The organism is Streptomyces mabaensis (genome assembly GCF_053763515.1).
Window position 1 is genome coordinate 19,259 of record NZ_JBSOPZ010000021.1, and the last position, 24,478, is coordinate 43,736.

At 73.0% G+C, this 24,478-nt stretch carries 20 protein-coding genes and 2 pseudogenes; 13 read left to right on the plus strand and 9 right to left on the minus strand.

Going from position 1 to position 24,478, the window contains the following annotated elements; translation table 11 throughout:
• Positions 1-35 precede the first annotated feature (35 nt).
• The 5 genes and pseudogenes from ACWV17_RS19875 (at position 36) to ACWV17_RS19895 (ending at position 4,527) form a co-directional block, all read left to right on the plus strand.
• Complete coding sequence (locus ACWV17_RS19875) at positions 36-1,628, plus strand: 4-coumarate--CoA ligase family protein (RefSeq protein ID WP_455360799.1); 1,593 nt, start codon at positions 36-38, stop codon at positions 1,626-1,628.
• Positions 1,625-1,843: pseudogene (locus ACWV17_RS19880) on the plus strand (enoyl-CoA hydratase-related protein); the annotation flags it as partial. The gene ACWV17_RS19875 and the pseudogene ACWV17_RS19880, both read left to right, overlap by 4 nt.
• Before the next feature lie 306 nt (positions 1,844-2,149).
• Positions 2,150-2,668: pseudogene (locus tag ACWV17_RS19885) on the plus strand (enoyl-CoA hydratase family protein); the annotation flags it as partial.
• Positions 2,656-3,240 (plus strand): TetR/AcrR family transcriptional regulator, encoded by a 585-nt coding sequence (locus ACWV17_RS19890; RefSeq protein ID WP_455351109.1) that lies wholly within the window; start codon positions 2,656-2,658, stop codon positions 3,238-3,240. The pseudogene ACWV17_RS19885 and the gene ACWV17_RS19890, both read left to right, overlap by 13 nt.
• 246 nt (positions 3,241-3,486) lie before the next feature.
• Positions 3,487-4,527 carry an isopenicillin N synthase family dioxygenase gene (locus tag ACWV17_RS19895; RefSeq protein ID WP_455360800.1) on the plus strand — a complete coding sequence of 347 codons (1,041 nt, stop codon included), beginning with the start codon at positions 3,487-3,489 and terminating at the stop codon, positions 4,525-4,527.
• A 134-nt stretch (positions 4,528-4,661) separates the two neighbouring features.
• Here ACWV17_RS19895 and ACWV17_RS19900 read toward each other — a convergent pair whose 3' ends face one another.
• On the minus strand, positions 4,662-5,762 hold the full coding sequence (locus ACWV17_RS19900) for a citrate synthase 2 (protein WP_455351111.1): 1,101 nt from the start codon (positions 5,760-5,762) through the stop codon (positions 4,662-4,664).
• A gap of 401 nt (positions 5,763-6,163) precedes the next feature.
• Here ACWV17_RS19900 and pdxH point away from each other — a divergent pair, with 401 nt between their 5' ends.
• Positions 6,164-6,790: a pyridoxamine 5'-phosphate oxidase gene (pdxH, locus tag ACWV17_RS19905; RefSeq protein WP_455360865.1), complete on the plus strand. Its 627-nt coding sequence runs from the start codon at positions 6,164-6,166 to the stop codon at positions 6,788-6,790.
• Positions 6,791-7,143: 353 nt separating this feature from the next.
• Entirely contained in the window at positions 7,144-8,514 is a 1,371-nt protein-coding gene (locus tag ACWV17_RS19910) for a PAS domain-containing protein (protein WP_455360801.1), read from the plus strand.
• Positions 8,515-8,597: 83 nt separating this feature from the next.
• Here ACWV17_RS19910 and ACWV17_RS19915 read toward each other — a convergent pair whose 3' ends face one another.
• Together ACWV17_RS19915 and ACWV17_RS19920 are read right to left on the minus strand one after the other, a co-directional pair.
• Positions 8,598-9,716, minus strand: a complete 1,119-nt coding sequence (locus ACWV17_RS19915) for a PQQ-dependent sugar dehydrogenase (RefSeq protein WP_455360802.1) — start codon at positions 9,714-9,716, stop codon at positions 8,598-8,600.
• A 162-nt stretch (positions 9,717-9,878) separates the two neighbouring features.
• Positions 9,879-10,634 carry an SIS domain-containing protein gene (locus ACWV17_RS19920; protein ID WP_455351114.1) on the minus strand — a complete coding sequence of 252 codons (756 nt, stop codon included), beginning with the start codon at positions 10,632-10,634 and terminating at the stop codon, positions 9,879-9,881.
• A gap of 161 nt (positions 10,635-10,795) precedes the next feature.
• Between ACWV17_RS19920 and ACWV17_RS19925 the strand changes: the two genes are divergently transcribed.
• Both ACWV17_RS19925 and ACWV17_RS19930 read left to right on the plus strand, forming a co-directional pair.
• Entirely contained in the window at positions 10,796-11,488 is a 693-nt protein-coding gene (locus ACWV17_RS19925) for a metal-dependent transcriptional regulator (RefSeq protein ID WP_455351115.1), read from the plus strand.
• Positions 11,489-12,024: 536 nt separating this feature from the next.
• Positions 12,025-12,897 (plus strand): alpha/beta fold hydrolase, encoded by an 873-nt coding sequence (locus ACWV17_RS19930; RefSeq protein WP_455360803.1) that lies wholly within the window; start codon positions 12,025-12,027, stop codon positions 12,895-12,897.
• 23 nt (positions 12,898-12,920) lie between these two features.
• On the opposite strand, the gene ACWV17_RS19935 is transcribed toward ACWV17_RS19930, so the two are convergent.
• Genes ACWV17_RS19935 through ACWV17_RS19945 form a run of 3 tightly spaced genes read right to left on the minus strand, consistent with a single transcriptional unit; the run spans position 12,921 to position 16,115 of the window.
• On the minus strand, positions 12,921-14,522 hold the full coding sequence (locus ACWV17_RS19935; RefSeq protein WP_455360804.1) for a transporter: 1,602 nt from the start codon (positions 14,520-14,522) through the stop codon (positions 12,921-12,923).
• Positions 14,519-15,358 carry an ABC transporter ATP-binding protein gene (locus ACWV17_RS19940; protein WP_455360805.1) on the minus strand — a complete coding sequence of 280 codons (840 nt, stop codon included), beginning with the start codon at positions 15,356-15,358 and terminating at the stop codon, positions 14,519-14,521. The genes ACWV17_RS19935 and ACWV17_RS19940 overlap by 4 nt, the downstream gene beginning before the upstream one ends.
• Before the next feature lie 58 nt (positions 15,359-15,416).
• Positions 15,417-16,115, minus strand: a complete 699-nt coding sequence (locus ACWV17_RS19945) for a bifunctional DNA primase/polymerase (protein ID WP_455360806.1) — start codon at positions 16,113-16,115, stop codon at positions 15,417-15,419.
• 296 nt (positions 16,116-16,411) lie between these two features.
• Here ACWV17_RS19945 and ACWV17_RS19950 point away from each other — a divergent pair, with 296 nt between their 5' ends.
• Positions 16,412-17,794 carry a transcriptional regulator gene (locus ACWV17_RS19950; protein ID WP_455360807.1) on the plus strand — a complete coding sequence of 461 codons (1,383 nt, stop codon included), beginning with the start codon at positions 16,412-16,414 and terminating at the stop codon, positions 17,792-17,794.
• Between the two features lie 139 nt (positions 17,795-17,933).
• Positions 17,934-19,376 (plus strand): hypothetical protein, encoded by a 1,443-nt coding sequence (locus ACWV17_RS19955; protein ID WP_455360808.1) that lies wholly within the window; start codon positions 17,934-17,936, stop codon positions 19,374-19,376.
• 324 nt (positions 19,377-19,700) lie between these two features.
• On the opposite strand, the gene ACWV17_RS19960 is transcribed toward ACWV17_RS19955, so the two are convergent.
• On the minus strand, positions 19,701-21,032 hold the full coding sequence (locus tag ACWV17_RS19960) for an ABC transporter substrate-binding protein (RefSeq protein ID WP_455360809.1): 1,332 nt from the start codon (positions 21,030-21,032) through the stop codon (positions 19,701-19,703).
• Positions 21,033-21,149: 117 nt separating this feature from the next.
• Here ACWV17_RS19960 and ACWV17_RS19965 point away from each other — a divergent pair, with 117 nt between their 5' ends.
• Both ACWV17_RS19965 and purU read left to right on the plus strand, forming a co-directional pair.
• Entirely contained in the window at positions 21,150-21,650 is a 501-nt protein-coding gene (locus ACWV17_RS19965; protein ID WP_455360810.1) for an SCO4402 family protein, read from the plus strand.
• A 30-nt stretch (positions 21,651-21,680) separates the two neighbouring features.
• Positions 21,681-22,544, plus strand: a complete 864-nt coding sequence (purU, locus tag ACWV17_RS19970; RefSeq protein WP_455351124.1) for a formyltetrahydrofolate deformylase — start codon at positions 21,681-21,683, stop codon at positions 22,542-22,544.
• A 77-nt stretch (positions 22,545-22,621) separates the two neighbouring features.
• Here purU and ACWV17_RS19975 read toward each other — a convergent pair whose 3' ends face one another.
• On the minus strand, positions 22,622-23,854 hold the full coding sequence (locus ACWV17_RS19975; RefSeq protein WP_455360866.1) for a zf-HC2 domain-containing protein: 1,233 nt from the start codon (positions 23,852-23,854) through the stop codon (positions 22,622-22,624).
• Positions 23,855-23,898: 44 nt separating this feature from the next.
• Positions 23,899-24,477, minus strand: coding sequence for a sigma-70 family RNA polymerase sigma factor (locus tag ACWV17_RS19980; RefSeq protein ID WP_455351125.1), 579 nt, complete (start codon positions 24,475-24,477; stop codon positions 23,899-23,901).
• Position 24,478 lies beyond the last annotated feature (1 nt).

A 24,478-nucleotide genomic window follows, 5' to 3' on the forward strand; every position in this document is an offset into this window, starting at 1 on the left:
CGAGCAATGCGCCGGCCGTCGAAGGGACCGTAGTCATGGTGTTCCACAGCGAGTACGCAGCAGTGCCGGTCGTCGATCTGCCCATCCACGACGCGGTACTCGGCCGGGCCGCAGAGTACGGCGACACCGTCGCCCTCGTCGACGGCATCGACGGCGCCACCCTCACGTACGCCCAACTGGACACCCACACCCGCAAGATCGCCGCCGGGCTCGCCGAGTCGGGGCTGCGCAAGGGCGACGTACTCGCCCTGCACAGCCCCAACACGATCGCCTACCCGGCCGTCTTCTACGGCGCGACGCGGGCCGGCGCGTCCGTCACCACCGTCCACCCGCTGTCCACCCCGGAGGAGTTCGCCAAACAGCTGCGGGACTCGGCGACCCGCTGGATCGTGACCGTCTCCCCGCTGCTCGACGTGGCCCGCCGGGCCGCGGAACTGGCCGGCGGGGTGGACGAGATCTTCGTCTGCGACCGCGCGGACGGCCACCGGTCCGTCCGCGACATGCTCGCGACGACCGCCCCCGCACCCGAGATCACCTTCGACCCCGGCGAGGACGTGGCGGCCCTGCCCTACTCCTCGGGCACCACCGCGAGCCCCAAGGGCGTGATGCTCACCCACCGCAGCATCGCCACCAACCTCGCCCAGCTCCACCCGCTCCTGCCGATGGGCCCCGGCGACCGGATCCTCGCCGTCCTGCCCTTCTTCCACATCTACGGGCTCACCGCCCTGATGAACGCGCCCCTGCGGCACGGCGCGACCGTCGTCGTCCTGCCCCGCTTCGACCTCGACCAGTTCCTGTCGGCGATCGAGCAGCACCGCATCACCGGCCTGTACGTCGCCCCGCCGATCGTCCTCGCGCTCGCCAAGCACCCCGCGGTCGCCGGACACGACCTGTCCTCGCTGAAGTACATCGTCAGCGCCGCCGCCCCGCTGGACGCCGCCCTCGCCCAGGCCTGCTCGCGCCGGCTCGGCCTGCCGCCGGTCATGCAGGCGTACGGGATGACGGAGCTCTCGCCCGGTACGCACGTCACGCCGCTGGACGTGCCCGGCTCGCCGCCCGGCGCGGTCGGCAAGCTGCTGCCGAACACCGAGATGCGGATCCTGTCCCTCACCGAGCCGGGCAAGGAACTCGGCGCCGGCGAGGAGGGCGAGGTCGCCATCCGCGGCCCGCAGGTGATGAAGGGCTACCTCGGCCGCCCGGACGAGACCGCGGCGATGATCGACCCGGAGGGGTGGGTGCACACCGGCGACGTCGGGCGGGTGGACGAGGACGGCTGGCTCTTCGTGGTCGACCGGGTCAAGGAACTGATCAAATACAAGGGGTACCAGGTCGCCCCGGCGGACCTCGAAGCACTCCTCCTCACCCACGAGGGCATAGCGGACGCGGCGGTCATCGGCGTGTACGACGCGGAGGGCAACGAGATCCCGAAGGCGTACGTGGTCCGCCAGGCGGGCGCGGCCGGGCTGACCGAGGAGGACGTCACGGCGTACGTCGCGGAACGCGTCGCCCCGCACAAGAAGGTCCGCCGCGTCGAATTCACCACCCAGGTGCCGCGCGCGGCGTCCGGCAAGATCCTCAGGCGCGAACTGCGCGCGAGGGAGAGGGAAAGGAGCACCGACAGCGCATGACGCTCGTACGAACCGTGCACGAACGCGGCATCACCACACTCACCCTGGACTCGCCGGCGAACCGCAACGCACTCTCCATGGCCCTGGTCGCGGAACTGGCCGAAGCCCTGTCGGCGTGCGCGAAGGACCCGGCGGTCCGGGCGGTGGTCCTGACCCACACGGGCGGAACGTTCTGCGCAGGAGCAGACCTGAAGGAAGCCACGACCCCGCCCGCCGACGGCCCTGCGGGCCGGCCGACCACGGGTGCCACGGCCTCCGGCGCGGCGGGCGGCCCCGGCGCGGGCAGCCCGGGCGGGGCCGCCACCGCCCCCACCGGCGCCACCGCCGCCACGGGCCACGGCGCCGCGGGCCGCGACGGCGGGGGCGCCTTCGGCCCCGCCGCCCCCGGCGTGGCGGGCGGCTCCGCCGCAGCCCACGCCGCCCCGGGGTCCCCTGGCCCTGCGGGCAGCCCCAGCGGGGCGGCGAGCGCCGCCACCAGCGGCACCGGCGGCTCCGCCGCCACCGGCGGGTCCGCCGTGCATGGGCTCGTGCGGCTCATGCGTGCCATCGTCGAGATGCCCAAGCCCGTCGTCGCCCGGGTCACCGGGCATGTGCGGGCCGGCGGGCTCGGGCTGCTCGGCGCCTGCGACATATCCGTCGCCGGGCCCGGCGCGAGCTTCGCCTTCACCGAGGCCCGGCTCGGCCTCGCCCCCGCCGTGATCTCGCTGCCGCTGCTGCCCCGGCTCGATCCCCGCGCCGCCGCCCGCTACTACCTCACCGCCGAGCGCTTCGACGCCCCCGAAGCCGCCCGCATCGGACTCCTCACCCTCGCCGCGGACGACCCCGACGCCGCCCTCGCCCCCGTACTGGACGCACTGCGTGCCGCGTCCCCACAAGGCCTCGCCGAGTCCAAGCGCCTGCTCACCGCCGAGGTGCTGCGCGCCTTCGACCGCGACACCGACGACCTCGCCGCCCTCTCCGCCCGCCTCTTCGCCTCCGACGAGGCCCGCGAGGGCATGACCGCCTTCCTCCAGCGCCGGGACCCCGCATGGGCACGGTGACCGCACCCAAGCAGGACCGCAGCCGCGCCACCCGGCAGCGCCTCCTCGAAGCCGCCGTCGCCTGCCTCGCCGAACACGGCTGGGCCGGCTCCACCGTCTCCGTCGTCGCCGAACGGGCCGGCGTCTCCCGCGGCGCCGCCCAGCACCACTTCCCCACCCGCGAGGACCTGTTCACCGCCGCCGTCGAGTATGTCGCCGAGGAACGCTCCACCGCCCTGCGCGCCCTGCCCGTACAGGACCGGGAAGCCGTCGTCGGCGCCCTCGTCGACCTCTACACCGGCCCGCTGTTCCGGGCCGCACTCCAGCTCTGGGTCGCCGCGTCCAACGAGGACCAGCTGCGCCCCCGCGTCACCGAACTCGAAACCCGGGTCGGCCGCGAAACCCACCGCATCGCCGTCGAACTCCTCCGCGCCGACGAATCCGTCCCCGGCGTCCGCGAAATCGTCCAGGGCCTCCTCGACATGGCCCGCGGCCTCGGCCTCGCCAACGTCCTCACCGACGACACCGCCCGCCGCGCACGAGTCGTCGCCCAGTGGGCCCGGCTCCTGGACACCGCCCTCGGAGAGGTGTGAGCACCGTCACTTCCCTCCCGCCCCGGTCGGCGTACCCTGGGCGCATGCTTTCGCTCGTACGACGCCGCCACGTGGACTACGTCCGCGTCACGAGCATGGGCTGTCGGCGCTCCGCCTGAACCCGCCCCCCTCTCCACCCCGCCCGGTCACCGGCGCGCACCGCCCCACCCAGGCTGCCGCCGCGGCGCACGTACCCGGCACACACGGCGATACGCGACCGGGCCCACACACTCCGCGGATGCACCCATGTCGTACCTGCAGCTCCCCGTCATCGACCTCTCCGCCGCCGACCGCGGCCCTCAGGCGCGGGCCCTCCTGCACGCCCAGCTCCACAGCGCCGCCCACGACGTCGGCTTCTTCCAGCTGACCGGCCACGGCATCACGGAGACCGAGACGGACACCCTGATGACCGCCATGCGCGCCTTCTTCGCCCTCCCCGAGGCCGAACGGCTCGCCATCGGCAACATCAACTCGCCGCACTTCCGCGGCTACACCCGCACCGGCGACGAGCACACCGGCGGCAGCCCGGACTGGCGCGACCAGCTCGACATCGGAGCCGAGCGGCCCCCGCACATTCCCGGGCCCGGCGAGCCCGCCTACTGGTGGCTCGAAGGCCCCAACCAGTGGCCCGCCGGCCTCCCCGTCCTGCGCGCCGCCGCCCTCGGCTGGATAGACCGGCTCAGCGAGGTCGCCGCCCGGCTGCTGCACGAACTGCTCACCTCCATCGGCGCCCCGGCCGGCTTCTACGACGACGTCTTCGCCGGCCACCCGCACCTGCACCTCAAGCTCGTCCGCTACCCGGGCAGCGCCCCGGACACCGGCGCGGACGACAACGGCCAGGGCGTCGGCGCCCACAAGGACTACGGCTTCCTCACCCTGCTCCTCCAGGACCAGGTCGGCGGCCTCCAGGTCCAGCGCGCCGACGGCGAGTTCCACGAGGTCCCGCCGATCCCCGGCGCGTTCGTCGTCAACCTCGGCGAGCTCCTCGAAGTCGCCACCAACGGCTACCTCAAGGCCACCAACCACCGCGTCGTCAGCCCGCCCGGCGCGACCGAGCGCTACTCGGTCCCGTTCTTCTACAACCCGCGCCTCGATGCCCGTATCGAGCCCCTGCCGTTCCCGTACGCGGCCCAGGCACCCGGCGTCACCAGCGACCCGGCCAACCCGCTCTTCGCCGAGTACGGCCGCAACGAACTCAAGGGCTGGCTGCGCGCCCACCCCAGGGCCGCCGCCCGCCACCACGCCGACCTCATCGACCAGCAGCTCGCCACGGCCGGCCACGCGTAACGGTCAGCCGGCCCCGCCCCGGCCAACCGGCCGCCCCGGCCAACCGGCCGCCCGGGCCAGTCAGCCGCCCCCCGGCCCACGCGAAACGGCGCCGCGCCCCCGAAGGGGCCGGCGCCGCCTGCTCGTACCGCCGCTCAGCCGGCGATGTCGCCGTAACCGACGATGTCCTGCGGGCTCCGCGAACCCGGGCCCACGTACCGCGCGGAAGGCCGCACCAGGCGCCCCGTCCGCTTCTGCTCAAGGATGTGCGCCGACCAGCCCGCCGTACGCGCACACGTGAACATCGACGTGAACATGTGCGCCGGCACCTCCGCGAAGTCCAGCATGATCGCCGCCCAGAACTCCACGTTCGTGGCCAGCACGCGGTCCGGACGACGCGCGTGCAGCTCCTCCAGCGCGGCCTTCTCCAGCGCCTCCGCCACCTCGAAGCGCGGCGCCCCCAGCTCCTTCGCGGTACGCCGCAGCACCCGCGCCCGCGGGTCCTCCGCCCGGTACACCCGGTGGCCGAAGCCCATCAGCCGCTCGCCCTTGTCCAGCGCCTGCTTCACATACGCGGTCGCGTCACCCGTGCGCTCGATCTCCTCGATCATCCCGAGCACACGGGACGGCGCACCACCGTGCAGCGGCCCCGACATGGCACCCACGGCCCCGGACAGCGCGGCCGCCACGTCCGCGCCCGTCGACGCGATCACCCGGGCCGTGAACGTCGACGCGTTCATCCCGTGCTCGGCGGCCGACGTCCAGTACGCGTCGACGGCCTTGACGTGCTTCGGGTCCGGCTCACCGCGCCAGCGGATCATGAACCGCTCGACCACCGACTGCGCCTTGTCGATCTCCCGCTGCGGCACCATCGGCAGGCCCTGCCCGCGCGCCGACTGCGCGACATACGACAGCGCCATCACGGCGGCGCGCGCCAGGTCGTCGCGCGCGGTCTGCTCATCGATGTCGAGCAGCGGTTTCAGGCCCCACACCGGCGCGAGCATCGCCAGCGCCGACTGCACGTCGACGCGGATGTCACCGGAGTGCACCGGGATCGGGAACGGCTCCGCGGGCGGCAGACCGGGGTTGAACGCACCGTCGACGAGCAGGCCCCACACATTCCCGAAGGACACGTGCCCGACCAGATCTTCGATGTCTACACCCCGATAACGGAGAGATCCGCCCTCCTTGTCGGGTTCGGCGATCTCCGTCTCGAACGCGACGACCCCTTCGAGGCCGGGTACGAAGTCGGACATCAGGCGGCTCCTCATGATGTGTGCGACAAGCGGCGTGAACACCGGGTGTCAAAACAGGTGGCGAAATCTCTCGGCGCCGGTACGGATCCCCGGTCGTACGCGCACGATGTGTGCGCCCGACTCGCGGTCCTACCCGTCGCCCCCGTGATGCCCCGTACGGCCGGTGGTCACCCAACCGCCCGTGGAGCAGGCACGATATCCCGTCATGTACGGAGGCCACAGAGGCCCAGCCCAAGATTTTGGCGGGTTCGGCTGATGCGGGGAAGGGTGATGTGCGGCACACTGCCCCATTTCGTTCAGGGAGGATTAGCGGCACTCCGTGCCGGGCAGACTGGGGCCTGCGGCAGGATGGCCCTGTGGAGAACCAGGACCTTGAACCCACCCCGCTCGATCCCGCCGTCATGCGCAAGCACTACCGCTCCGAGATCGTCGGCGAGGACTCCCTCGCCGAGGCGCCGATGGAACAGTTCTCCCGCTGGTTCCAGCAGGCGGTGAACAGCGGCCTCTTCGAGCCCAACGCGATGGTCGTCGCCACCGCCACCCCCGACGGCCTGCCCAGCTCCCGCACGGTGCTGCTGAAGGCGTACGACGCCCGCGGCTTCGTCTTCTTCACCAACTACGGCTCCCGCAAGGGCGTCGAAATCGCCGCGAACCCACACGTCTCGCTGCTCTTCCCCTGGCACCCGATCGCCCGCCAGGTCATCGTGTCGGGCACCGCGGCCCGTATCGGCCGCGACGAGACGGCGGCGTACTTCCGCTCCCGCCCGCACGGCTCCCAGCTCGGCGCCTGGGCGAGCGCCCAGTCCGCGGTGATCGCCTCCCGCGAGGAACTCGACCGCCGCTACGCGGACCTCGCGGCGCGTTACCCGGAACACGAACAGGTCCCGGTCCCCCCGGAATGGGGCGGCTACCGGATCGCACCGCAGGCGATGGAGTTCTGGCAGGGCCACGAGAACCGCCTGCACGACCGCCTCCGGTACGTCGAGGACGGGTCGGGCGGCTGGCGCGTGGAGCGCCTCTGCCCGTAGGGCCCGCAAGGCCCCGGAACGCAGTGAACCCGTGGGCTCGGGTCCCTCCGTACGAGTACGGAGAAGCCGGCCGGACGTACCGGCGAGCCCACGGGTCGGTGACTGCTCGGGATTGGCCGGCGGTTCCGCCGGCACCGCACTGGGTGCGACAACGGGCGCTAGCCCGCAGTCACCTCACGCGTCCGGGATGCATACATTTCCGGAACCACCTCCCTTCTCGTGTGCCCACAGCCTAAGAACCGGTTCGGCGTCCCGACAAGCGATTTATTCTGGGGAAAGTGGTGTGGGCTGCGTCACGTTCCAGTTGAATGATCCGACGTGCAGCACACGCGAACACCTGCAGGGGGTGCCAGGTGAGTGCTTCCCGAAGTAGTGAGACCGCCGATGCCGTCGGGCCGCGGGAACCGGAGCGCGAAGGGCGTGAGGGGCCCGGGTCCGATCTGCTTGCCGCGCTGCTCGACGGGATGGATGCCGCGCTGTGCGCGTTCGACGCGGGCGGTGTCGTCACCCACTGGAATCGTGAGGCCGAGCGGATTCTGGGCTGGTCGGCGGCCGAGGCCGTGGGGCGGCACGGGTTCGCCGGGTGGGCGGTGCGGACCGCCGATGCGGAGGATGTGCAGCGGCGGCTGATGGGCGCCATGGACACGCCGGGTCGCCAGGTGCACGAGTTCGCGCTGGTGACGAAGGACGGCGGGCGGGTGCTCGTGCGGACGCAGTCGGCCGGCGTGCGGGGGGCGGACGGCAAGCCGGCCGGGGTGTACTGCGCGTTCAGCGAGGTGCACGCGCAGATCGACCTGGAGCGGTCGATCGCGCTGAGTGAGGCGCTGCTGGACGACGCGTCCTGGGGTGTGGTCCTGGTCGATGTCGATCTGCGTCCGGCGGTCGTCAACGCGCACGCGGCGCGGGCGCTCGGCTCGGGGCGTACGGCGTTGCTCGGGCGCCCGCTGGGTGAGCTGATCGCGCAGGGTGTGGAGGAGCTGGAGGGCGCTCTGCAGCATGTGCTGGCGGAGGGTGCGCCGCCCGCGCCGGTCGAGCTGTGGGTGACGTTGCGGACGGCGGAGGGGGAGCGCCGGCGTTGCTGGCGCTGCGGTTTCCTGCGGCTTGCCTCGCCGCTCGCCGAGGAGCCGGTTCCGCTCGGGGTGGGCTGGCTGTTCCAGGACATCACGGAGGCGCGGCAGGCCGACTCGGACACGGCCCAGCTGCGATTCCGTACGAATCAGTCGCACCGCGCGGCCCGGTCGGCGGGGGAGTGCGACGACCCGCTGGAGGCGGCGACCGTCCATCTGGATTTCGCGCTGGCCGGTTTCGCCGACCACGCGCTGGTCGATCTCGCGCTGGGTGATCCGCCCCGTCTCGTACGGTCGGCCGCCACGCCGTCCGGCTCGCCCGCTGCCTGTCTGCCGGCGGCGGGGTCCATTCCGGTGCGGTACGCGGAGGGGCACCCGGCGGTGCAGGCGATGGAGCGGATCGGCTCGGTGCGGGCGGGCGCGTCGGCCGGGGCGACGGCGTCGTGGGCGGAGTCCCGGCAGTGGCCGGAGGGCACGGTGCACGCCCTGTGCACCGTGCTGCGCAGCCGGGGCCGGACGCTGGGCGTGGTGACGTTCCTGCGCGGCCCGAGCCGCCCCGCGTTCGAGCGTCCGGACGCCGTGTACGCGGAGGATGTGGCGGCCCGGGTGGCGGCGGCGCTGGATCTGGCCCTGGCGCTGGCGCCGCCGGAGGTCTGAGCGGCGGCGGCGCTGCTGTTGGCGGGGCGGCTTCCTTGCTGCGGGGGCGCGGTCGGCGGGGGCGGCTGGCGGGGGCGCGGCTGTTACTTCGTCAGGTCGACCTGGAAGACCTTGTCCTTGCCCTTGCCGACCTTGTCGGTGGTGAGCCACAGGGCGTTCTTGCCCGGGACCTTCTCCGCGGTGCGGAGCCGGCCGTACTTTCCGACGTAGTGGGCGGTGGGGGTGCCGACCGTGGTGCCGGTCAGCGGGATGCGCCACAGCCGCTGGCCCCTGAGTGAGGGGACGTACAGCGCGCCGCCCGCGTAGGCGATGCCGCTGGGCACGGCTTCGCTGGGGCGCCACTGCACCTTGGGGTCGGTCATGCCGGGCTTGGCGCAGCGGCCTTCGCACACGGGCCAGCCGTAGTTCCCGCCCGGCTTGATGAGGTTGACCTCGTCGTAGCTGTGGTAGCCGATGTCGGACGCCCACAGCCGGCCCCGCGCGTCCCAGGCCAGGCCCTGGGGGCTGCGGAGGCCCAGCGCGTAGACCAGCGTGCCGTACGGGTTGCCGGGGGCGGGTCTGCCGTCGGTGGTCATGCGCAGGATCTTGCCGTTCAGGGACTTCTTGTCCTGCGCGTCGCGGGAGGTCCAGGCTTCGCCCGTGGTGGCGTACAGGTAGCCGTCGGGTCCGAACTTGATCCGGCCGCCGTTCGTTCCGCCCTTCTTGATGCCGGTAACCAGGGGGGTGTAGTTGCTGAGGGTGGAGCCGTCATAGGTCATCCGGGCGATCCGGTTGCCCTCCTCGGCCGCGTGAAAGAGGTAGACGTAGTGGTCCTTGCGCCAGTTGGGTGACACGGCGAGGCTGCGCAGGCCGCTCTCGGGTGTGGTGTTCACCACGTGCGGCACGGTGGCGACCTTGGTCTTGACGCCGGACGGGGTGAGCCGGAAGACCTGGAAGGAATCCCGTTCGCTGATCAGCGCGGAGCCGTCGGGCAGCCAGCTCAGGCCCCAGGGGTGGTTCCATCCCGAGGAGATGGCCTTGATGCCGACGGGACCTTCCGCGGCGACCGGTGACGGTGGCGGCGCCGGCGCGGCCTGGCCGGTGCCGGCCAGCGGCACGAGCAGCGCGGCGGTGGTGGCCACCGTGGCCGAGGCGGCGGCCAGGGAGCGGAACAGGGTGCGTCGGCGGGACGGAGTGGTCGGCACGGACGGATTCGTCGGCACGGTGCGTCCTCCAGGAGGTGGGTGAGCGAGTACGGGCACATGGGAACATGTCCCATTTGCCGGACTCGGCCGACACGCTGCCGGGGTCTCCGCCGGGCCCCCGCGGGGGCTCGCACCGTCCCTCCGTACCGCCCCCCCTATGGGGCCCGCACCGCTGCGCTGTCAGTGCCGGAAGAAGATCCGGTCGCGGTACTGGGCCATCACACGGGCGTTCCACTCGTGCCCGCCGTCGACGTTGCCGGACCGCAGCAGGGGCGGTTCGATGCCGCGCCCGGCGAGTTCACCGGCGGCGGCCGCCAGTACGGCCTGCATGACCGCGCTGGTGACCACGGTGGAGGCGGGGGCGAAGGGTGCCTCGATGCCGTCGGCCGTCAGCTCCGCGTCGCCGACCGCGATCTTGCTGTCGAGGACGATGTCGCAGTGGTCCTTGAGGAAGGTGCCGGAGGCGTGCCGGGACCGGGTCTCGGCCGCGTACGCCACCGAGGTCACTCCGATGACCTTCAGGCCGAGCGCCCGGGCGTTCATCGCCATCTCCACGGGTAGCGCGTTGCGCCCGGACAGGGAGATGACCACCAACGTGTCCCCCGCGGCGGCGGGGCTGCTGTCGAGGACGGCGCCCGCGAGGCCGTCGACGCGTTCCAGCGCACTGCCGAGGGGGGCCGGCATGACGTCGACGCCGACGGTGCCGGGGACGGCGAGGAGGTTCATCAGGGCCAGGCCGCCGGCGCGGTAGACGACGTCCTGGGCGGCGAGCGAGGAGTGGCCGGCGCCGAAGGCGAAGAGCCGGCCGCCCGCCGCGACGGTGTCGGCGATCAGGGTGCCGGCGGCGGCGATGTGTGCGGACTCCTCGTCCCGTACGCGCTGCAGCAGTCCGATGGCGGCGTCGAAGAACTGACCGGCCAGCTTGCTCTCGCTCATCGCGGGGACCTTTCCGGCGGGGGTGTGTCCGGTTGCCGCCGATCACGGTGCGGTCTGGACCAGTCGCGTGTCAATACGCCGCTTCCCCGGTACGGCACGGTTGTCGGCGCTATGCGTCAGAATTGGGGTCAGGGCCAGCGCACGATAATCGAGGGGCACGTATGTCCGGACTGATCGACACCACGGAGATGTATCTCCGCACCATCCTCGAGCTGGAAGAGGAAGGCGTGGTCCCCATGCGCGCCCGGATCGCGGAGCGGCTCGATCAGAGCGGCCCGACGGTCAGCCAGACGGTGGCGCGGATGGAGCGCGACGGACTGGTGACGGTCGCGGGTGACCGGCACCTCGAGCTGACCGAGGAGGGCCGCCGGCTGGCGACGCGCGTGATGCGCAAGCACCGGCTGGCCGAGTGTCTGCTCGTCGATGTGATCGGCCTGGAGTGGGAGCAGGTGCACGCGGAGGCCTGCCGCTGGGAGCACGTGATGAGCGAGGCGGTGGAGCGGCGGGTGCTGGAGCTGCTGCGGCACCCGACCGAGTCGCCGTACGGGAACCCGATCCCGGGCCTGGAGGAGCTGGGCGAGAAGGGGGAGGCGGACCCGTTCCTGCATGACGACATGGTGAGCCTGGCCGATCTCGGGCCGGGCCCGGAGGGCAAGACCGTGGTGGTGCGGCGGATCGGTGAGCCGATCCAGACGGATGCCCAGTTGATGTACACGCTGCGGCGCGCGGGGGTGCAGCCCGGTTCGGTGGTGAGTGTCACGGAGTCGGCGGGCGGTGTGCTGGTGGGCAGCAGCGGTGAGGCCGCGGAGCTGGACGCGGAGGTCGCGTCGCACGTGTTCGTCGCCAAGGGCTGATCCCGCGGAATGGCAGCCTCCGCGCAGGGAGCGTGCGAGGCTGTCGCTGAGGCGAATGGCATATGACCCGAGGGTCCGGCTGGGCCGGCTGTGTACGCACAGCGGGTCGGGGAGGGAGCGGGGGGATGCGCCCGTCGCACTGGACGGCTGCTGCTCGCGCGGCTGGTACGACTGATGTGGCTCGCGCGGCCGGTACAACGGCTCGCGCGGCTGATACGGATGGTCCCGGCGCCCTGGAGCGCCGGGACCTGTCCTCCCCTGTGCTGACCCGGAGCCCCGAGCTCCCAGGGTCAATCCCCTCGGACCGTCTTCCCCGAGCGGCCCGCCTCCCGTTGAAGATCTCCCCTCGGCGGCGGCCGTCAATCCTTGAGCGAGGTCACTCGAACGAGGGGTGTTGGCGGGCAGAACCCCATTTTCGAATACGAGTTCGATAGTCTGGCCGCTCCGGACGGATGGCCGGACGGAGAGACCGGGTGTCTGCCCGGCCCGGGACGGATCAAGACGGACGAAGACGGACTGAAGGGGGTGCCAGGACATTGGTGCGGCGCATCGACGTGACAGGAGCCGACGGAGTGCGGCTCGCCGCCTGGGAGTTCGCCGACTCGCCCAAGGGCGGGGGAGAACCCCCCGAGAACGCGGCCGCCCCCGGCGTGCTCTTACTGCACGGGCTCATGGGCCGCGCCTCGCACTGGGCGCCCACCGCCCGCTGGCTCTCCGAACGGCGCCGCGCGGTCTCACTCGACCAGCGCGGCCACGGCCGCAGCGACAGGCCGGCGGAGGGTCCGTACACCCGTGACGCGTACGTGGCCGACGCCGAGGCCGCGGTCGAGCAGCTCGGCCTCGCCCCCGTGACCCTCATCGGCCACTCCATGGGCGCCCTGACCGCCTGGCAGCTCGCGGCCCGCCGCCCCGACCTCGTCCGGGCCCTGGTCATCTGCGACATGCGCGCCTCGGCCCTGGGGGCCGCGTCGCAGCGCGAGTGGGAGGACTGGTTCCGCTCCTGGCCCGTGCCCTTCGCGACCCTCGCCGACGTACGCAAGTGGTTCGGCGAGGACGACCCGTGGGTGGAGCGCCCCAGCCCGGCCCGCGGCGAGTTCTTCGCCGAGGTGATGGCCGAGCGCGCGGACGGCTGGCGGCCGGTCTTCTCCCGCCGCCAGATGCTCAGGGCCCGGGAGACCTGGGTCTTCGACGCGCACTGGGACGAGCTGGCCCAGGTCCAGTGCCCGGCCCTGGTGGTCCGCGGCCTGGACGGCGAACTGGGCCGGGCCGAGGCCCAGGAGATGGTCCGGGTGCTGCCCCGCGGCCGCTACGCCGAGGTCCAGGACGCGGGCCACCTGGTCCACTTCGACCAGCCCGAGGGCTGGCGCACGGCGGTGGAACCATTCCTGGACGGCGTCCTGACCCCGTGAGCGGGCTATAGGCCCTGTCCCGGCTACGCCTTGCTCACCGCCGTGAGGATCTCCGGGAGCCGGTTCGCCGTCGCCGGGGCCGCCAGCCGCAGGCCCGCCCAGGTGATCAGCGCGCCATAGGCCGCGCCCGCCGGGAGGACCAGCCAGAGCCAGTCGTGGGCGCCCGTGACATGCAGCGCGATGGTCAGCGCCAGCAGGGGCGCGCACAGCAGCGCCGAGGCGAGCAGGCCCCCGAGGATGCTGATCCAGGCCAGGCCCGTCTGGCCGGGGGCCACGTTCTTGTACGCGCTGTCCTGCGGGATCGAGTACGGGAAGCGGGCCGAGGCCACCGCCCCCGTCGCCAGCATCGCGCCCAGCAGCGCGAGCGAGATGCCCAGCGCCTCGGGCAGGGGCCGCCACTCGCCGATCAGGGCCGCCGTCACCACGGTGACCGCCACCGAGTACGGCAGGATGATCACCAGCAACGCCAGGGCCCGCGCCCGGAGTTCCAGGTAGGCGTCCCGCGGCGAGGAGATCGTGAGGGCCACCATCCAGAAGGCCGAGGTGTCCTGGCCGAACTGGTTGTACATCAGCAGGCCCAGCATCCCGGCCGCGAAGCATGCGAGGTAGATGGTCCCGGTGCCCTGGAGCGCGCTGAACACCGGCATGATCACGCCGATGGCCAGCGAAGTGACCCAGGCCGACTTGGTCTTCGGGTCCCGCCACACATAGCGCAGGCTTCGCTGCATGACCGTGCCCGTCCGGCCGTCGGGCAGGAGACGGGACACGCCCGTGGGCGACGACTCCTTCCGCGCCGGCTCCGCCGCCTGGAGGGTCGAGCCGTCCGGCGCGGTCATCAGCTTCGTCAGGCTGCGCTGCCAGGACCACAGGAGCAGGACCAGCGCGGCGACGGTCAGCAGGAGCTGCCCGGCGGCGCGCCCGTACGCGCCCTCGCTCACCGAGTCCACCGCGCCGATCGCCGAGGCCGGCGGCAGCCACCCCACCACGTCCGCCGCCGGATCCAGGGCGGACAGCCCGCCGGCCTGGCTGAGCCGCTGGCCGCCGAAGTTCACCACCTGGATGCCGACCGCGACCAACAGGCCGCTGAGTACGGCGAGATCGCGGCCCTTGCGGCTGGTCAGCAGCCGGATGTTGGCGGTCGCGACGGCCCGCGCCAGCGCCACGCACACCAGCAGCGTCAGGGGCACGGCCAGCACGCCGACGGCCACCGCGCCCGCGCCGTGTGCCACCGCGACCACCGAACCCGCGGCCAGGCACAGCGTGAACAGCGGGCCGATGCCCACCAGTGAGGCGGTCAGCAGCGCCACGATCAGCGGCCGCGGCCGCAGCGGGAGCATCACCAGCCGGGTCGGGTCGAGGGTCTCGTCGCCGCTGGGGAAGAACAGCGGCATCACGGCCCAGCCGAGCGCCAGCACGCCCGTCAGCAGGATCACGACGGTCGCCGCGTGCCCGCTGCCGCGCAGCGCGATCAGCCCGACCAGCTGGAGCGCCGCGAAGAGCAGCGTGATCACGACGGAGGCGACATACGCGGCGCGCCGGCCGGACGACTGGCGCAGCCCGTTGCGCAGCAGCGACAGCTTGAGCCGGACGAAGACGGGGGTGATCCCGGCGGTGTTCGTGCTCATCGGCCGGCCCCGGTTCCGGCCCCGGCCCCGCCGCCGCCCAGCCAGTCCAGGGAGCCGCTGTGGTCCCGGCCGCCGGCGCCGACGAGTTCCAGGAAGGCGCTCTGCAGGGAGGGCGCGTCGCCGCGTACTTCGGCGAGGGTGCCCTGTGCGCGGATCCGGCCCGCCGCCATGACCGCCACCCAGTCGCACAGCGACTCGACGAGCTCCATCACATGGCTGGAGAAGACGACGGTCGCGCCCGACACGGTGTACCGCTCCAGCACCCCGCGGATGGTCTGCGCCGAGACCGGGTCGACGCCCTCGAACGGCTCGTCCAGGAAGAGGACTTCGGGGTTGTGCAGCAGGGCGGCCGCCAGGCCGGTCTTCTTGCGCATACCGGTCGAGTAGTCGACGACCAGCTTGTGCTGCGCCCCCGCCAGGTCCAGTACGTCCAGCAGCTGCGTCGCGCGCTTGTCGACCTCGTCGCCGGGCAGTCCCCGCAGCCGCCCGGTGTAGGCGAGGAGTTCGCGTCCCGACAGGCGCTCGAAGAGCCGCAGCCCCTCGGGCAGTACGCCGATCCGCGCCTTCACCTCGGCCGGGTCCCGCCAGACGTCCCGGCCGGTGATCTCGACCCGTCCCTGGTCCGGGCGGAGCAGCCCGGTCACCATCGACAACGTGGTCGTCTTGCCCGCGCCGTTCGGTCCGACCAGGCCGATGAACTTGCCCGCCGGCAGTTCGAGATCGATGCCCGCGACGGCGATCTGGTCCCCGAACCGCTTCCACAGGCCCTCTACGCGTACGGCGGCGGGCGGCGCCTGGTGCGCGCCGCCCGCCGTTTCGGCTGCCTGGTCCGGCATCTGCCCCGCCTCTCGGTGTCCCCACGGCCGGTCGGTCAACTCGGCCCCGGGGACCACCTTATGAGTCCCGGGCCGACGAGTTCTGGGTGCCGCGGGACCGCGCGTAGGCCGCCTCCTGGCCGCACGCGTACGCCAGCGGGCTGATCAGCTCCTCGGCGTCCGGCAGCCACCGGTTGGCCGGGGTGGGCCGGCGGGCCCACTGCACCGCGCCGTGGCTGCCGACGCGGGTGGGAGGCGCCGCGACGTAGTCGCCCTCGCCGCGGGCGATCAGATCGATCGTGGCGGGCCACCCCAACTTCCGTACCAGATCGGGAAGCTTGTGCCCGGCGCCCGGCAGGACGAAGAACAGCATCCGGCGGTCCGGGGTGCAGGTGACCGGACCGAGTGTCACGTCCATGCGCTCCATCCGGGCCAGCGCCAGGAACCCGGCGGCCTCGGGCACGTCGATCGCGTCGAACGTACGGCCCGTCGGCAGCAGGATCGACGCGTTCGGCCGCTCCGACCAGAGCCGGCGCGCCCCGGCCGCGCTGCCCGTGGCCTGCGACTCCCAGTCCGGGCGGGCCGGGTGGGCGCCGGGGGAGGGGCAGGCGGTGTCACCGCACGAGCACCGCTCCTTGCCGTCCTCGGCCTCCAGCCAGGTGCCGGGGAACACGTCCCAGTGGCGCTCTTCCGCGTACCGCACGGCGTGATCCAGCAGCAGGTCGCCTCGCTGCTGGGGGATGGGTGCGGCTTCCGTGACTCCGATGGTCTCTTCCACGGTGAACTCAACTCCCGCTGTCACCTCGGGTTACGGGCTTCCCCGGCGAGGTGCGGGGAGCATCGATCCTGCATGCCCCGCATGTTCGGCACGCGGGGCGCACCGGTGCACGGCCGGGGGCGCGCAGGGGGACGGGGAGCGGCGGACGGGTAGCCACAACCGTGGAAGAACATCCGGAAACACCGGCAATACCGACAAGAGTGACCACAGCTATGAGAACAGTCATCCGCCGCATTTTTTGCATTTCCGCCGGGCAGTGATCAGTTCGTCGATCGCTGCAGCCTCAGGGGGTAGTCATGGCAGCCAGGCCGCTCGTCGCCCGCCAGCCGAACGAACGGCTGCAGGCGCTCATCCAGGAGGCCGGGTGCTCCAACGCCGGGCTGGCGCGCCGCGTGAACATGTGCGGGGCGGAGCACGGCCTCGATCTCCGGTACGACAAGACGTCGGTGGCCCGCTGGCTGCGCGGGCAGCAGCCGCGCGGCCGCGCCCCGGGGATCATCGCCGAGGCGCTCGGCCGCAAGCTGGGCCGGGCGGTGACGATCGACGAGATCGGCATGGCCAACGGCAAGAACCTCGCCTCGGGAGTCGGCCTGCAGTTCTCGCCCACCGTGCTGGGCGCCATCGAGCAGGTCTGCGAGCTGTGGCGCAGTGATGTGGGCCGGCGCGACTTCCTCGCCGGATCGACCGTCGCCGCCTCCGCGCTGGTGGAGCCCAGCCGCGACTGGCTGATCACCGGCACCGACGCGCAGGTGGCCCGGTCGGCGGGCGCGCGGGTCGGCCCCTCGGACGTCGAGGCGGTCCGGGCCACGACCGAGGCGCTGGTCGAGCTGGACCACCGGTTCGGCAGCGGGCATGTCCGCCCGGTCGTCGTCCACTACCTCAACAGCGTGGTGTCCGGGCTGCTGGCCGGCTCGTACCGGGAGTCGGTGGGCCGGGCGCTGTTCGCGGCCGTGGCGCGGCTCACCGAGCTGGCCGGCTACATGGCGGTCGACACCGGACAGCCCGGGCTCGCCCAGCGGTACTACATCCAGGCGCTGCGCCTGGCGCAGGCGGCCGGCGACCGCGGATACGGCGGCTATGTGCTGGCCGCGTCGATGAGCCACCTCGCCGCGCAGCTCGGTAACCCGCGGGAGATCGCCCAGCTGGCGCGGGCGGCGCAGGAGGGCGCGCGGGGGCAGGTGCCGCCGCGCGCGGAGGCGATGTTCCTCGCGGCGGAGGCGCGCGGGCACGCGCTGATGGGCGACGCGCGTGCCACCCAGGCGGCGGCGGGCCGGGCGCTGGCCGCGCTGGAGCGTACGGACCCGGCCAGTGGTGACGACCCGGGGTGGATCAGCCACTTCGACGCGGCGTACCTCGCCGACGAGCTCGCCCACTGCCACCGTGATCTCGGCCAGGCGGAGGCCGCGGGCCGGCGGGCGGAGGAGGCGCTGGCCGGACTGCCGGAGACGAAGGCGCGGCGCCGCGCGATCGGCCTGCTGCTGCTGGCCACCTCCCAGGTCCAGCGCCGCGAGGTCGAGCAGGCGTGCCACACGGGGACGCGGGCGGTGGAACTGCTGGGTACGCTGCGGTCCAACCGGGGCGCGGAGTATCTCGACGACTTCCAGCAGCGCCTGGAGCCGTTCCGGGACGAGCCGGCGGTCCGCGAGTTCGGCGCGCGGCTGGAGATCAGCGCGGCGTAGCTTCCCAGGGGCCCATATCAGCGTCGTGAGGATCCTTCTTGTTACTGCGTTCGGGACTGCTCTCGGGTGCGTGGCAGGGCGGCTGCGGGACCCGGTAGCGTGAACCGACGGTTCCGTAGGTACACACGTAGGAGTCCCGGTGACGCAGAGCGGACAGGGCAACGAGCCGCAGTATCCCGCGGCCCGGCCCGCGCACGAGGGTGTCGTGCTGCCCGCGGACGGCAGTGGTCCCTGGATACCCGGCGTCTCCGGGGAGCACGTCGCGCCGGCGGGCGGACAGCCCTGGGGACAGCCGTGGGGGCCGGGCCAGCAGCAGGCGCCGGTGTCGCAGCCGCTGCCGCCGGAGGGGGCCCCGCCCGCGGGACCGGAAATGCCCGTGCCGCTGCCGCCGCCCGCCGGTACCGGCGCGGACGCCACCCAGTACCTGCCGCCCGTGGCCGCCGCGCCGCCGGGCGGGCTGCCGCCCGAACGGCCCGCCGAGTCCACGCAGTTCCTCGGCACGGGCCACGGCCAGAGCCAGGGCGGCTCATGGGCGCCGCAGGTGCCGGACGCGCAGGCGACGCAGTACATCGCGCCGGTGCCGGGGCAGGACGCGCAGGCGACGCAGTACCTGCCGCCCGTGCCGGCCGGACCCGCCGCCTCGCAGGGGCAGGACGCGCAGGCCACGCAGTACCTGCCGCCGGTGCCCGCCGCGCCCGCCGGGGCTCCGTACGGGATCAGGCCGGGCGCCCCGGAGGACCGTCAGCCGCCCGCCGAGTTCGACAGCCTGTTCCGGGCCGACGCGGGACCCGAACACCAGGGCTCCACCCAGCAGATGCCCCGTTTCGACGGGCCGCAGCAGCGCCGGCCGCAGCGGCCGTACGCGCCCGGCCCCGCCGCACCGCAGGCACCGCAGGCGCCGCGCGTACAGTCCCAGTCGCCGCCGCCGGGCCGGGGCAGCGCGTCCCGACGCCGGCCGAGCCCGGCCGTCCTGGCCGCCGCGGGCGTCGTCGCCCTCGCCGTGGTGGGCCTCGGCGTCGGCGCGCTGATGAGTGCCGGAGGCGAGGACGGCAAGGGGCAGGACGATACGACGGCCGTCACCGCGGACTCGTCGCCCGCGCCCGGGAACGCCGAGCCGGCCGCCGACCCGGCCAAGGCGCAGGCCGAGGGGCTGGACAAGCTGCTCGCGGACAGCAACAACAGCCGGGCCGCGGTGATCCGTTCGGTCGAGAACATCAAGAAGTGCGCCAACCTCGGCCAGGCCGCGACCGATCTGCGCGACGCCGCCACGCAGCGCGAGAACCTGGTGACGCGCCTGCGGGAGCTGCCCGTGGACAAGCTGCCGGAGCACGCGCGGCTGTCGGCCTCCCTCACCCAGGCGTGGAAGTCGTCCGCCGCGGCGGACAACCACTACGCCGCCTGGGCCGACCAGGTCGCCGGCAAGAAGGGCTGCAAGGACGGCCGGGCCCGCCAGACCGCCCAGACGGGCGCGGGCAACCGGGCCAGCGGCGAAGCCACCCAGGCCAAGCAGGAGGCGGCGGGCCTGTGGAACGCGATCGCGGGCCAGCACGGCCTGACAAAGCGCGACAAAACCCAGCTGTAACCCACCCCCGGCCCGCTCGCCCCGCCAGGGACCTCCCGCTCGGCGCCAGACGCGCCCCGCTCGGCGCTCGGCCGCCGGCATCCGGCCCCCCTGGCGATCGACCGCCGCACGCTCAACCCGCCAGGCAGCCGGGCCGCGGGGCGCTCGGCCCGCCCAGTGCGGCCGGCTGGGCCCCGGCCGCCGGGGCGCTCGGGCCCTCAGGCGCGCCCGACTCGGCGCTCGGGGGCGCCCGGGCGCCGGGCATCCGGTCGCCGGCCGGTGCCGTCGGGCGGGGCCGTCGTGGGGCCCGCGGCCCTCGGCTTACCACGGGCGCCGGCCGCGAGGCTAGCTCGCGGCTGGGGCGTTTTCCAGGGTCTCCGTCATGTCCCGGGAGCCGTTCTCCAGGGCCACCAGGCGGCCTTCCTTGACCACCTGGAACGTCACCCGGCCGTTGACGATCCGCGGGAAGCCCCGCACCGCGCGCATGTCCTCGTACCGCCAGCTCAGCTTCGGCGTGAGGCCGCCCGTCTCCACCCCCGGCGTGCGGTCCAGCGCCTGGGCGACCCGGGCCGCGGTGACGTCCCCCTCGCCGAGGGACCGGACGACCTCGGTGAACACCGAGTACGCGATCCACGTGGTCTGGATCCCGGTGTCGGCGGGGTCGATCCGGTCGTCGCCGAACGCGTGCTCGCTGATCACCTTGCGCATCGGCTCCCACAGCGGGTCGCTCGCCACCGGGTACCAGCCGGTGACGTACGCGCCCTCGAAGGGGCCCTCCTTGCCGCCGGTGCGGTTCACCAGGCCCTGGCTGACGCTGCCGAGCACCGAGGAGATCCGTACCTTCTGGCTCTCCTCCTGGACCCGCCGGAAGGAGTCGAAGAAGGTCTCCGTGCGCTCGCCGAGCACCGCGGTGACGCAGCCGTTCGACGCCCGTTCCGTCGCCGCCGCGGAGCCGATCAGCCCCGGCAGGGACGGGTCCGCGCCCGCCTCCTTCAGCGCCTCGCGCGCCTTCGCGCTGTAGTCGCCCGCGTCCTCCGCCGCCCGGACGTCGGCCGCCTCGGCCCGCTTGCCCGCCACCAGACCCGAGTTGAGCAGTACCGGCATCGTGTCGCCCGCGACGGTGTCGGGCCGGACCAGCGAGACCCGCTCGCAGTCCTTGGCGAGCTGGCGCCCGTTGCCCGCGAGAAGGACCGGCTGGCCGCCGTTGACGGGGTACGAGAGCGTGCTCTGGAACTCCTCGTCGGAGACGCCGTAACCGCCGATGAACGGGATCCCGGCCGTCTCCAGCGGGGCCATGAAGGCCCGGCCGTGCTGGCTGTACGAGCCGACGACCGCGACCGCGTCCTCGGCGACCGCCCGCCGTGCGCAGTCGCCCGCGCCGACCGGGGTGTTGTGCTCGTTGCAGGTGATGACCTTCAGTTCCCGGCCGTTGATGCCGCCGCGGCTGTTGATCCAGCGGGCATAGGCGCCGGCCATGGCCGGCATGCCCGCCATGTTCGTCGCGGCCGTCCCCACCGGCGCGAAGGTCATCACGGTGATGGGCTCCCTGGAGCCCCCCGAGCCCCCAGGGAGCACACCGCATCCCCCGATGAGTGACGCACTGGCCGCCGTGCACAGCGCGGTGATCAACGCGGCGGTGAAGGGGCGGAGGGAGAGGGTACGTCGCCAACCGGTCATGTCCCCGCACAATTCCGCCCCACGGGTAACACCCGAGTGAGCTTTGCTCAACGTTCGGTGACGTGAAGATGAATTACGGGGGTGCGCACGCCCCTGCGGACCGGGAACGTACGATCGGTGACCGTGCAAGGTTCGGAGAACTCTTCCCGTCGCGGCCGTCGCTCCCCCACCATGGGCGGCATGCCGCTCAACGACATGCCGTGGTGGCGCTGGCGCAGCAATGTGCGCTCGGCGCTGCACATGCTCTCCGACCCCGTCTTCCAGCAGGAGTGCTGGCTGGCCGGCCTCGACGGCTTCGGGGACGTCACCGACGCCGTCTACCGGCTGGTCGAGGACACCTGGCTCGACAACTGGTCCGCCGAGAAGTACGTCGGGACGATCTTCCGCGACTCCCAGGAGGCGGCCCTCGTCGACACCGCCGTCCTGCGTGTGCTGCGCATCATGCACCAGGTCGGGGCGGACGCCCCGGTCTCGGCGTACCTCGAACACCACGCCTGGCCCGAGGCGGTACGGGCGGCCCGCGACGCCCACGTGTGCCTCGCGACGAGCGACGGCGAGGACCCGGACGTGGCGCCGCGCTCCCTGGATGTCCTGCGGATCATGACGCGGTCGGCGTGACGCCCCGCGGGTGTGGAATCCTTTGGGTTCATGAGCGACCCGCAGCCTGAGCAGTACGTCCTGACCGTGACCTGCCCCGACAAGCAGGGCATCGTGCACGCCGTGTCGAGTTATCTGTTCATGACCGGCTGCAACATCGAGGACAGCCAGCAGTTCGGCGACCACGACACCGGGCTGTTCTTCATGCGGGTCCACTTCTCGGCCGAGGCGCCGGTGACCGTGGCGAAGCTGCGGGCCAGCTTCGCCGCCATCGGGGACACCTTCCGGATGGACTGGCAGATCCACCATGCGTCCGAGCGGATGCGCATCGTGCTGATGGTCTCGAAGTTCGGCCACTGCCTGAACGACCTGCTCTTCCGCTCGTCGATCGGCGCGCTGCCGGTCGAGATCGCGGCGGTCGTCTCCAACCACACGGACTTCGAAGAGCTCGTCGGCTCGTACGGCATCCCCTTCCACCACATCCCGGTGACCAAGGACACCAAGCCGGCGGCCGAGGCGCGGCTGCTGGAGCTGATCCGCGCCGAGAACGTCGAGCTGGTCGTCCTCGCCCGCTATATGCAGGTCCTCTCCGACGACCTGTGCAAGCAGCTGAGCGGCAAGATCATCAACATCCACCACTCCTTCCTGCCGAGCTTCAAGGGGGCGAAGCCGTACCACCAGGCGCACGCGCGCGGCGTGAAGCTGATCGGCGCGACGGCGCACTATGTGACGGCCGACCTCGACGAGGGCCCGATCATCGAGCAGGAGGTCGAGCGTGTGGGGCACGAGGTGACCCCGGAACAGCTGGTGGCGGTCGGCCGCGACGTGGAGTGCCAGGCGCTGGCGCGCGCGGTGAAGTGGCACAGCGAACACCGCGTGCTGCTCAACGGCCGCCGTACGGTCGTCTTCGCGTAGCTACGGCGGCCTCTTCGCGTAGCCACGGCAGCCCGCCGCCTACCGCCCCCAGCCCCCCGTCCCCCGGCCCCTCCGCCTCACAGCCTCGACAGCGAGGCCGCCGCGAACAGGACGTCGCGGATGGCCTCGCGGTCACCCTGCTGGCCCGCCGCCGTGTCCTCCGGGGAGATGTGGCCCGCGGCCAGCTGGCAGAACTCGACGCTTTCCAGCGCGATCTGGGCCACCGTGTGCTCGGGCGACGCGGCCGCCGCCGGGGAGTCCAGGGCGATGTACCAGTTGCCGCCGCCCGAGCCCTCGACCTCCAGGTGGAGGGTCCGGCCGGGGGAGCCCGCCGCCACCAGGTGCCGCGCGGGCGCGGCGAGTCCGGCCCTGCGGCGCTCGGCGAGTGCGCCCGGGAGCAGCCGGGCGGCGAGGTCGATCATGCGGTTGAGGTGCGCCCCGGCCGGCGGGTCGTAGGGATAGTCCACCGCCTCCGCGATGTCTCCCGCGTGCACCCAGCACTCGAAGGCGCGGTCCAGGAACGAGTCCCGCAGTGGCAGCGCGACGGGCCCGTACGGGACGGAGAGTTCGGCCACACCCCGGCCCGCGAAGGAGACCGTACGGATCAGTGTGTGGCCCTGCTCACGCCACGGCTCGCGGACTCTGCGGGTCGGCGGGTAGTGGGACGACCGCCAGTACGCCTCGGTGCGCGCACCCGGTGTGCCGAGCGCGTCCGGCACGTCGGCGCCGAGCGGGTCGTCGAGGCCGAGTGCGGTGGCGACCAGGCCGTCCACGGTCATCAGGTGCCCGATGACGCCGGCGACCGTCGTCTTGCGGGTGACCTGCCGCTCGCCCTCGAACCACTTGAGCCGTACCGGCGCGTGCCACTCGGAGTCGCCGATGTCGCGCAGCAGGGCGTCGAGCCGCGCCGTCTCCGCGTCGTACGGAGCGGCCCAGACCGGCACCGGGATACGCGCCGGTCTGCGGCCGAGGCAGCCCTCCAGGACCCGCGACCGCAGCAGCGGGTCGAGATCGAGGCTCTCCTCGGTGTGCAGCAGCCCCACCGCGTCGCGGAGCCGCAGCGCCTCTTCCGCGCACGGGGCGCATTCGGTCAGGTGGTTCTCGACGGCGGCGGTCTCCTCGGCGGAGCAGGCGGACAGGGCCCAGGCACCGAGCAGCGACTTCAGTACCTGGTGGGACAGCGGTGCGGGTCGCGGTTCCGGGGGCAGGTCGAGGTTGTCGGCCGCCTGCCGCGGGCCCGGTATGCGCGGCTGCCTGTCGTCCATGCCGTTCATGCCGTCCGTGCCGTTCGTGCCGTCGGGGTCGTCCATGCCGTCCATGTCGTCGGGGTCCGGCTCTCCGTGGGCGGGCCCGTTCACAGTGCGTGTCCGTATCCGGGCGGTGATGTTCCTTCGACCGGCCGGGTGTTGGCCGTCGAGAGCAGTTGCAGTCCGAGGCGCAGGCGCCTGCGCGCCTCGTCCTCGGTGACGCCGAGATCCGCCGCGGCCTGCCGGTAGTCCCGGCGCTGGAAGTACGCGAGCTCCAGCGCGGCCCGCAGCGGCGCGGGCATGGAGGTGACGATGTAGTCGGCGCGGGCGGCGGCGGAGGCGTTGCGCACCTTTCGCTCCAGTTCCTCCGGTGAGCCGTCGCCCTCCGCGAGGGAGGCCGCCTCGGTCTGCCGCAGCCGGTTCACCGCCTGCCGGTGGGTGAGCTTGGCCACCCAGGAGCGCATGGAACCCTGCTTGGGGTCGTACGCGTCCGGGTTCTCCCAGATGTAGCCGAAGACCTCGCGGGTGATCCGGTCGGCCGCCTTCTCGTCGCCCAGCACCCGGTGGGCGAGGCTGTGCACGAGCGAGGCGAACCGGTCGTACAACTCCCCGAGAGCCGCCGCCTCGCCGCGTGCGAGCCGCTGCTGCATCCGGCGGTCCCAGCGGGGTGGTGTGTCCTTCGGCATA

Bases quoted from the DNA above. Each gene is read 5' to 3' on its own strand.
- pdxH (WP_455360865.1), top strand. From the start codon at position 6,164: ATGCGCAAGCACTACCGCTCCGAGATCGTCGGCGAGGACTCCCTCGCC.
- ACWV17_RS19925 (WP_455351115.1), top strand. From the start codon at position 10,796: ATGTCCGGACTGATCGACACCACGGAGATGTATCTCCGCACCATCCTC.
- ACWV17_RS19890 (WP_455351109.1), top strand. From the start codon at position 2,656: ATGGGCACGGTGACCGCACCCAAGCAGGACCGCAGCCGCGCCACCCGG.
- ACWV17_RS19980 (WP_455351125.1), bottom strand. From the start codon at position 24,477: ATGCCGAAGGACACACCACCCCGCTGGGACCGCCGGATGCAGCAGCGG.
- ACWV17_RS19975 (WP_455360866.1), bottom strand. From the start codon at position 23,854: ATGGACGACCCCGACGGCACGAACGGCACGGACGGCATGAACGGCATG.
- purU (WP_455351124.1), top strand. From the start codon at position 21,681: ATGAGCGACCCGCAGCCTGAGCAGTACGTCCTGACCGTGACCTGCCCC.
- ACWV17_RS19950 (WP_455360807.1), top strand. From the start codon at position 16,412: ATGGCAGCCAGGCCGCTCGTCGCCCGCCAGCCGAACGAACGGCTGCAG.
- ACWV17_RS19875 (WP_455360799.1), top strand. From the start codon at position 36: ATGGTGTTCCACAGCGAGTACGCAGCAGTGCCGGTCGTCGATCTGCCC.
- ACWV17_RS19935 (WP_455360804.1), bottom strand. From the start codon at position 14,522: ATGAGCACGAACACCGCCGGGATCACCCCCGTCTTCGTCCGGCTCAAG.
- ACWV17_RS19920 (WP_455351114.1), bottom strand. From the start codon at position 10,634: ATGAGCGAGAGCAAGCTGGCCGGTCAGTTCTTCGACGCCGCCATCGGA.
- ACWV17_RS19900 (WP_455351111.1), bottom strand. From the start codon at position 5,762: ATGTCCGACTTCGTACCCGGCCTCGAAGGGGTCGTCGCGTTCGAGACG.
- ACWV17_RS19940 (WP_455360805.1), bottom strand. From the start codon at position 15,358: ATGCCGGACCAGGCAGCCGAAACGGCGGGCGGCGCGCACCAGGCGCCG.
- ACWV17_RS19960 (WP_455360809.1), bottom strand. From the start codon at position 21,032: ATGACCGGTTGGCGACGTACCCTCTCCCTCCGCCCCTTCACCGCCGCG.
- ACWV17_RS19895 (WP_455360800.1), top strand. From the start codon at position 3,487: ATGTCGTACCTGCAGCTCCCCGTCATCGACCTCTCCGCCGCCGACCGC.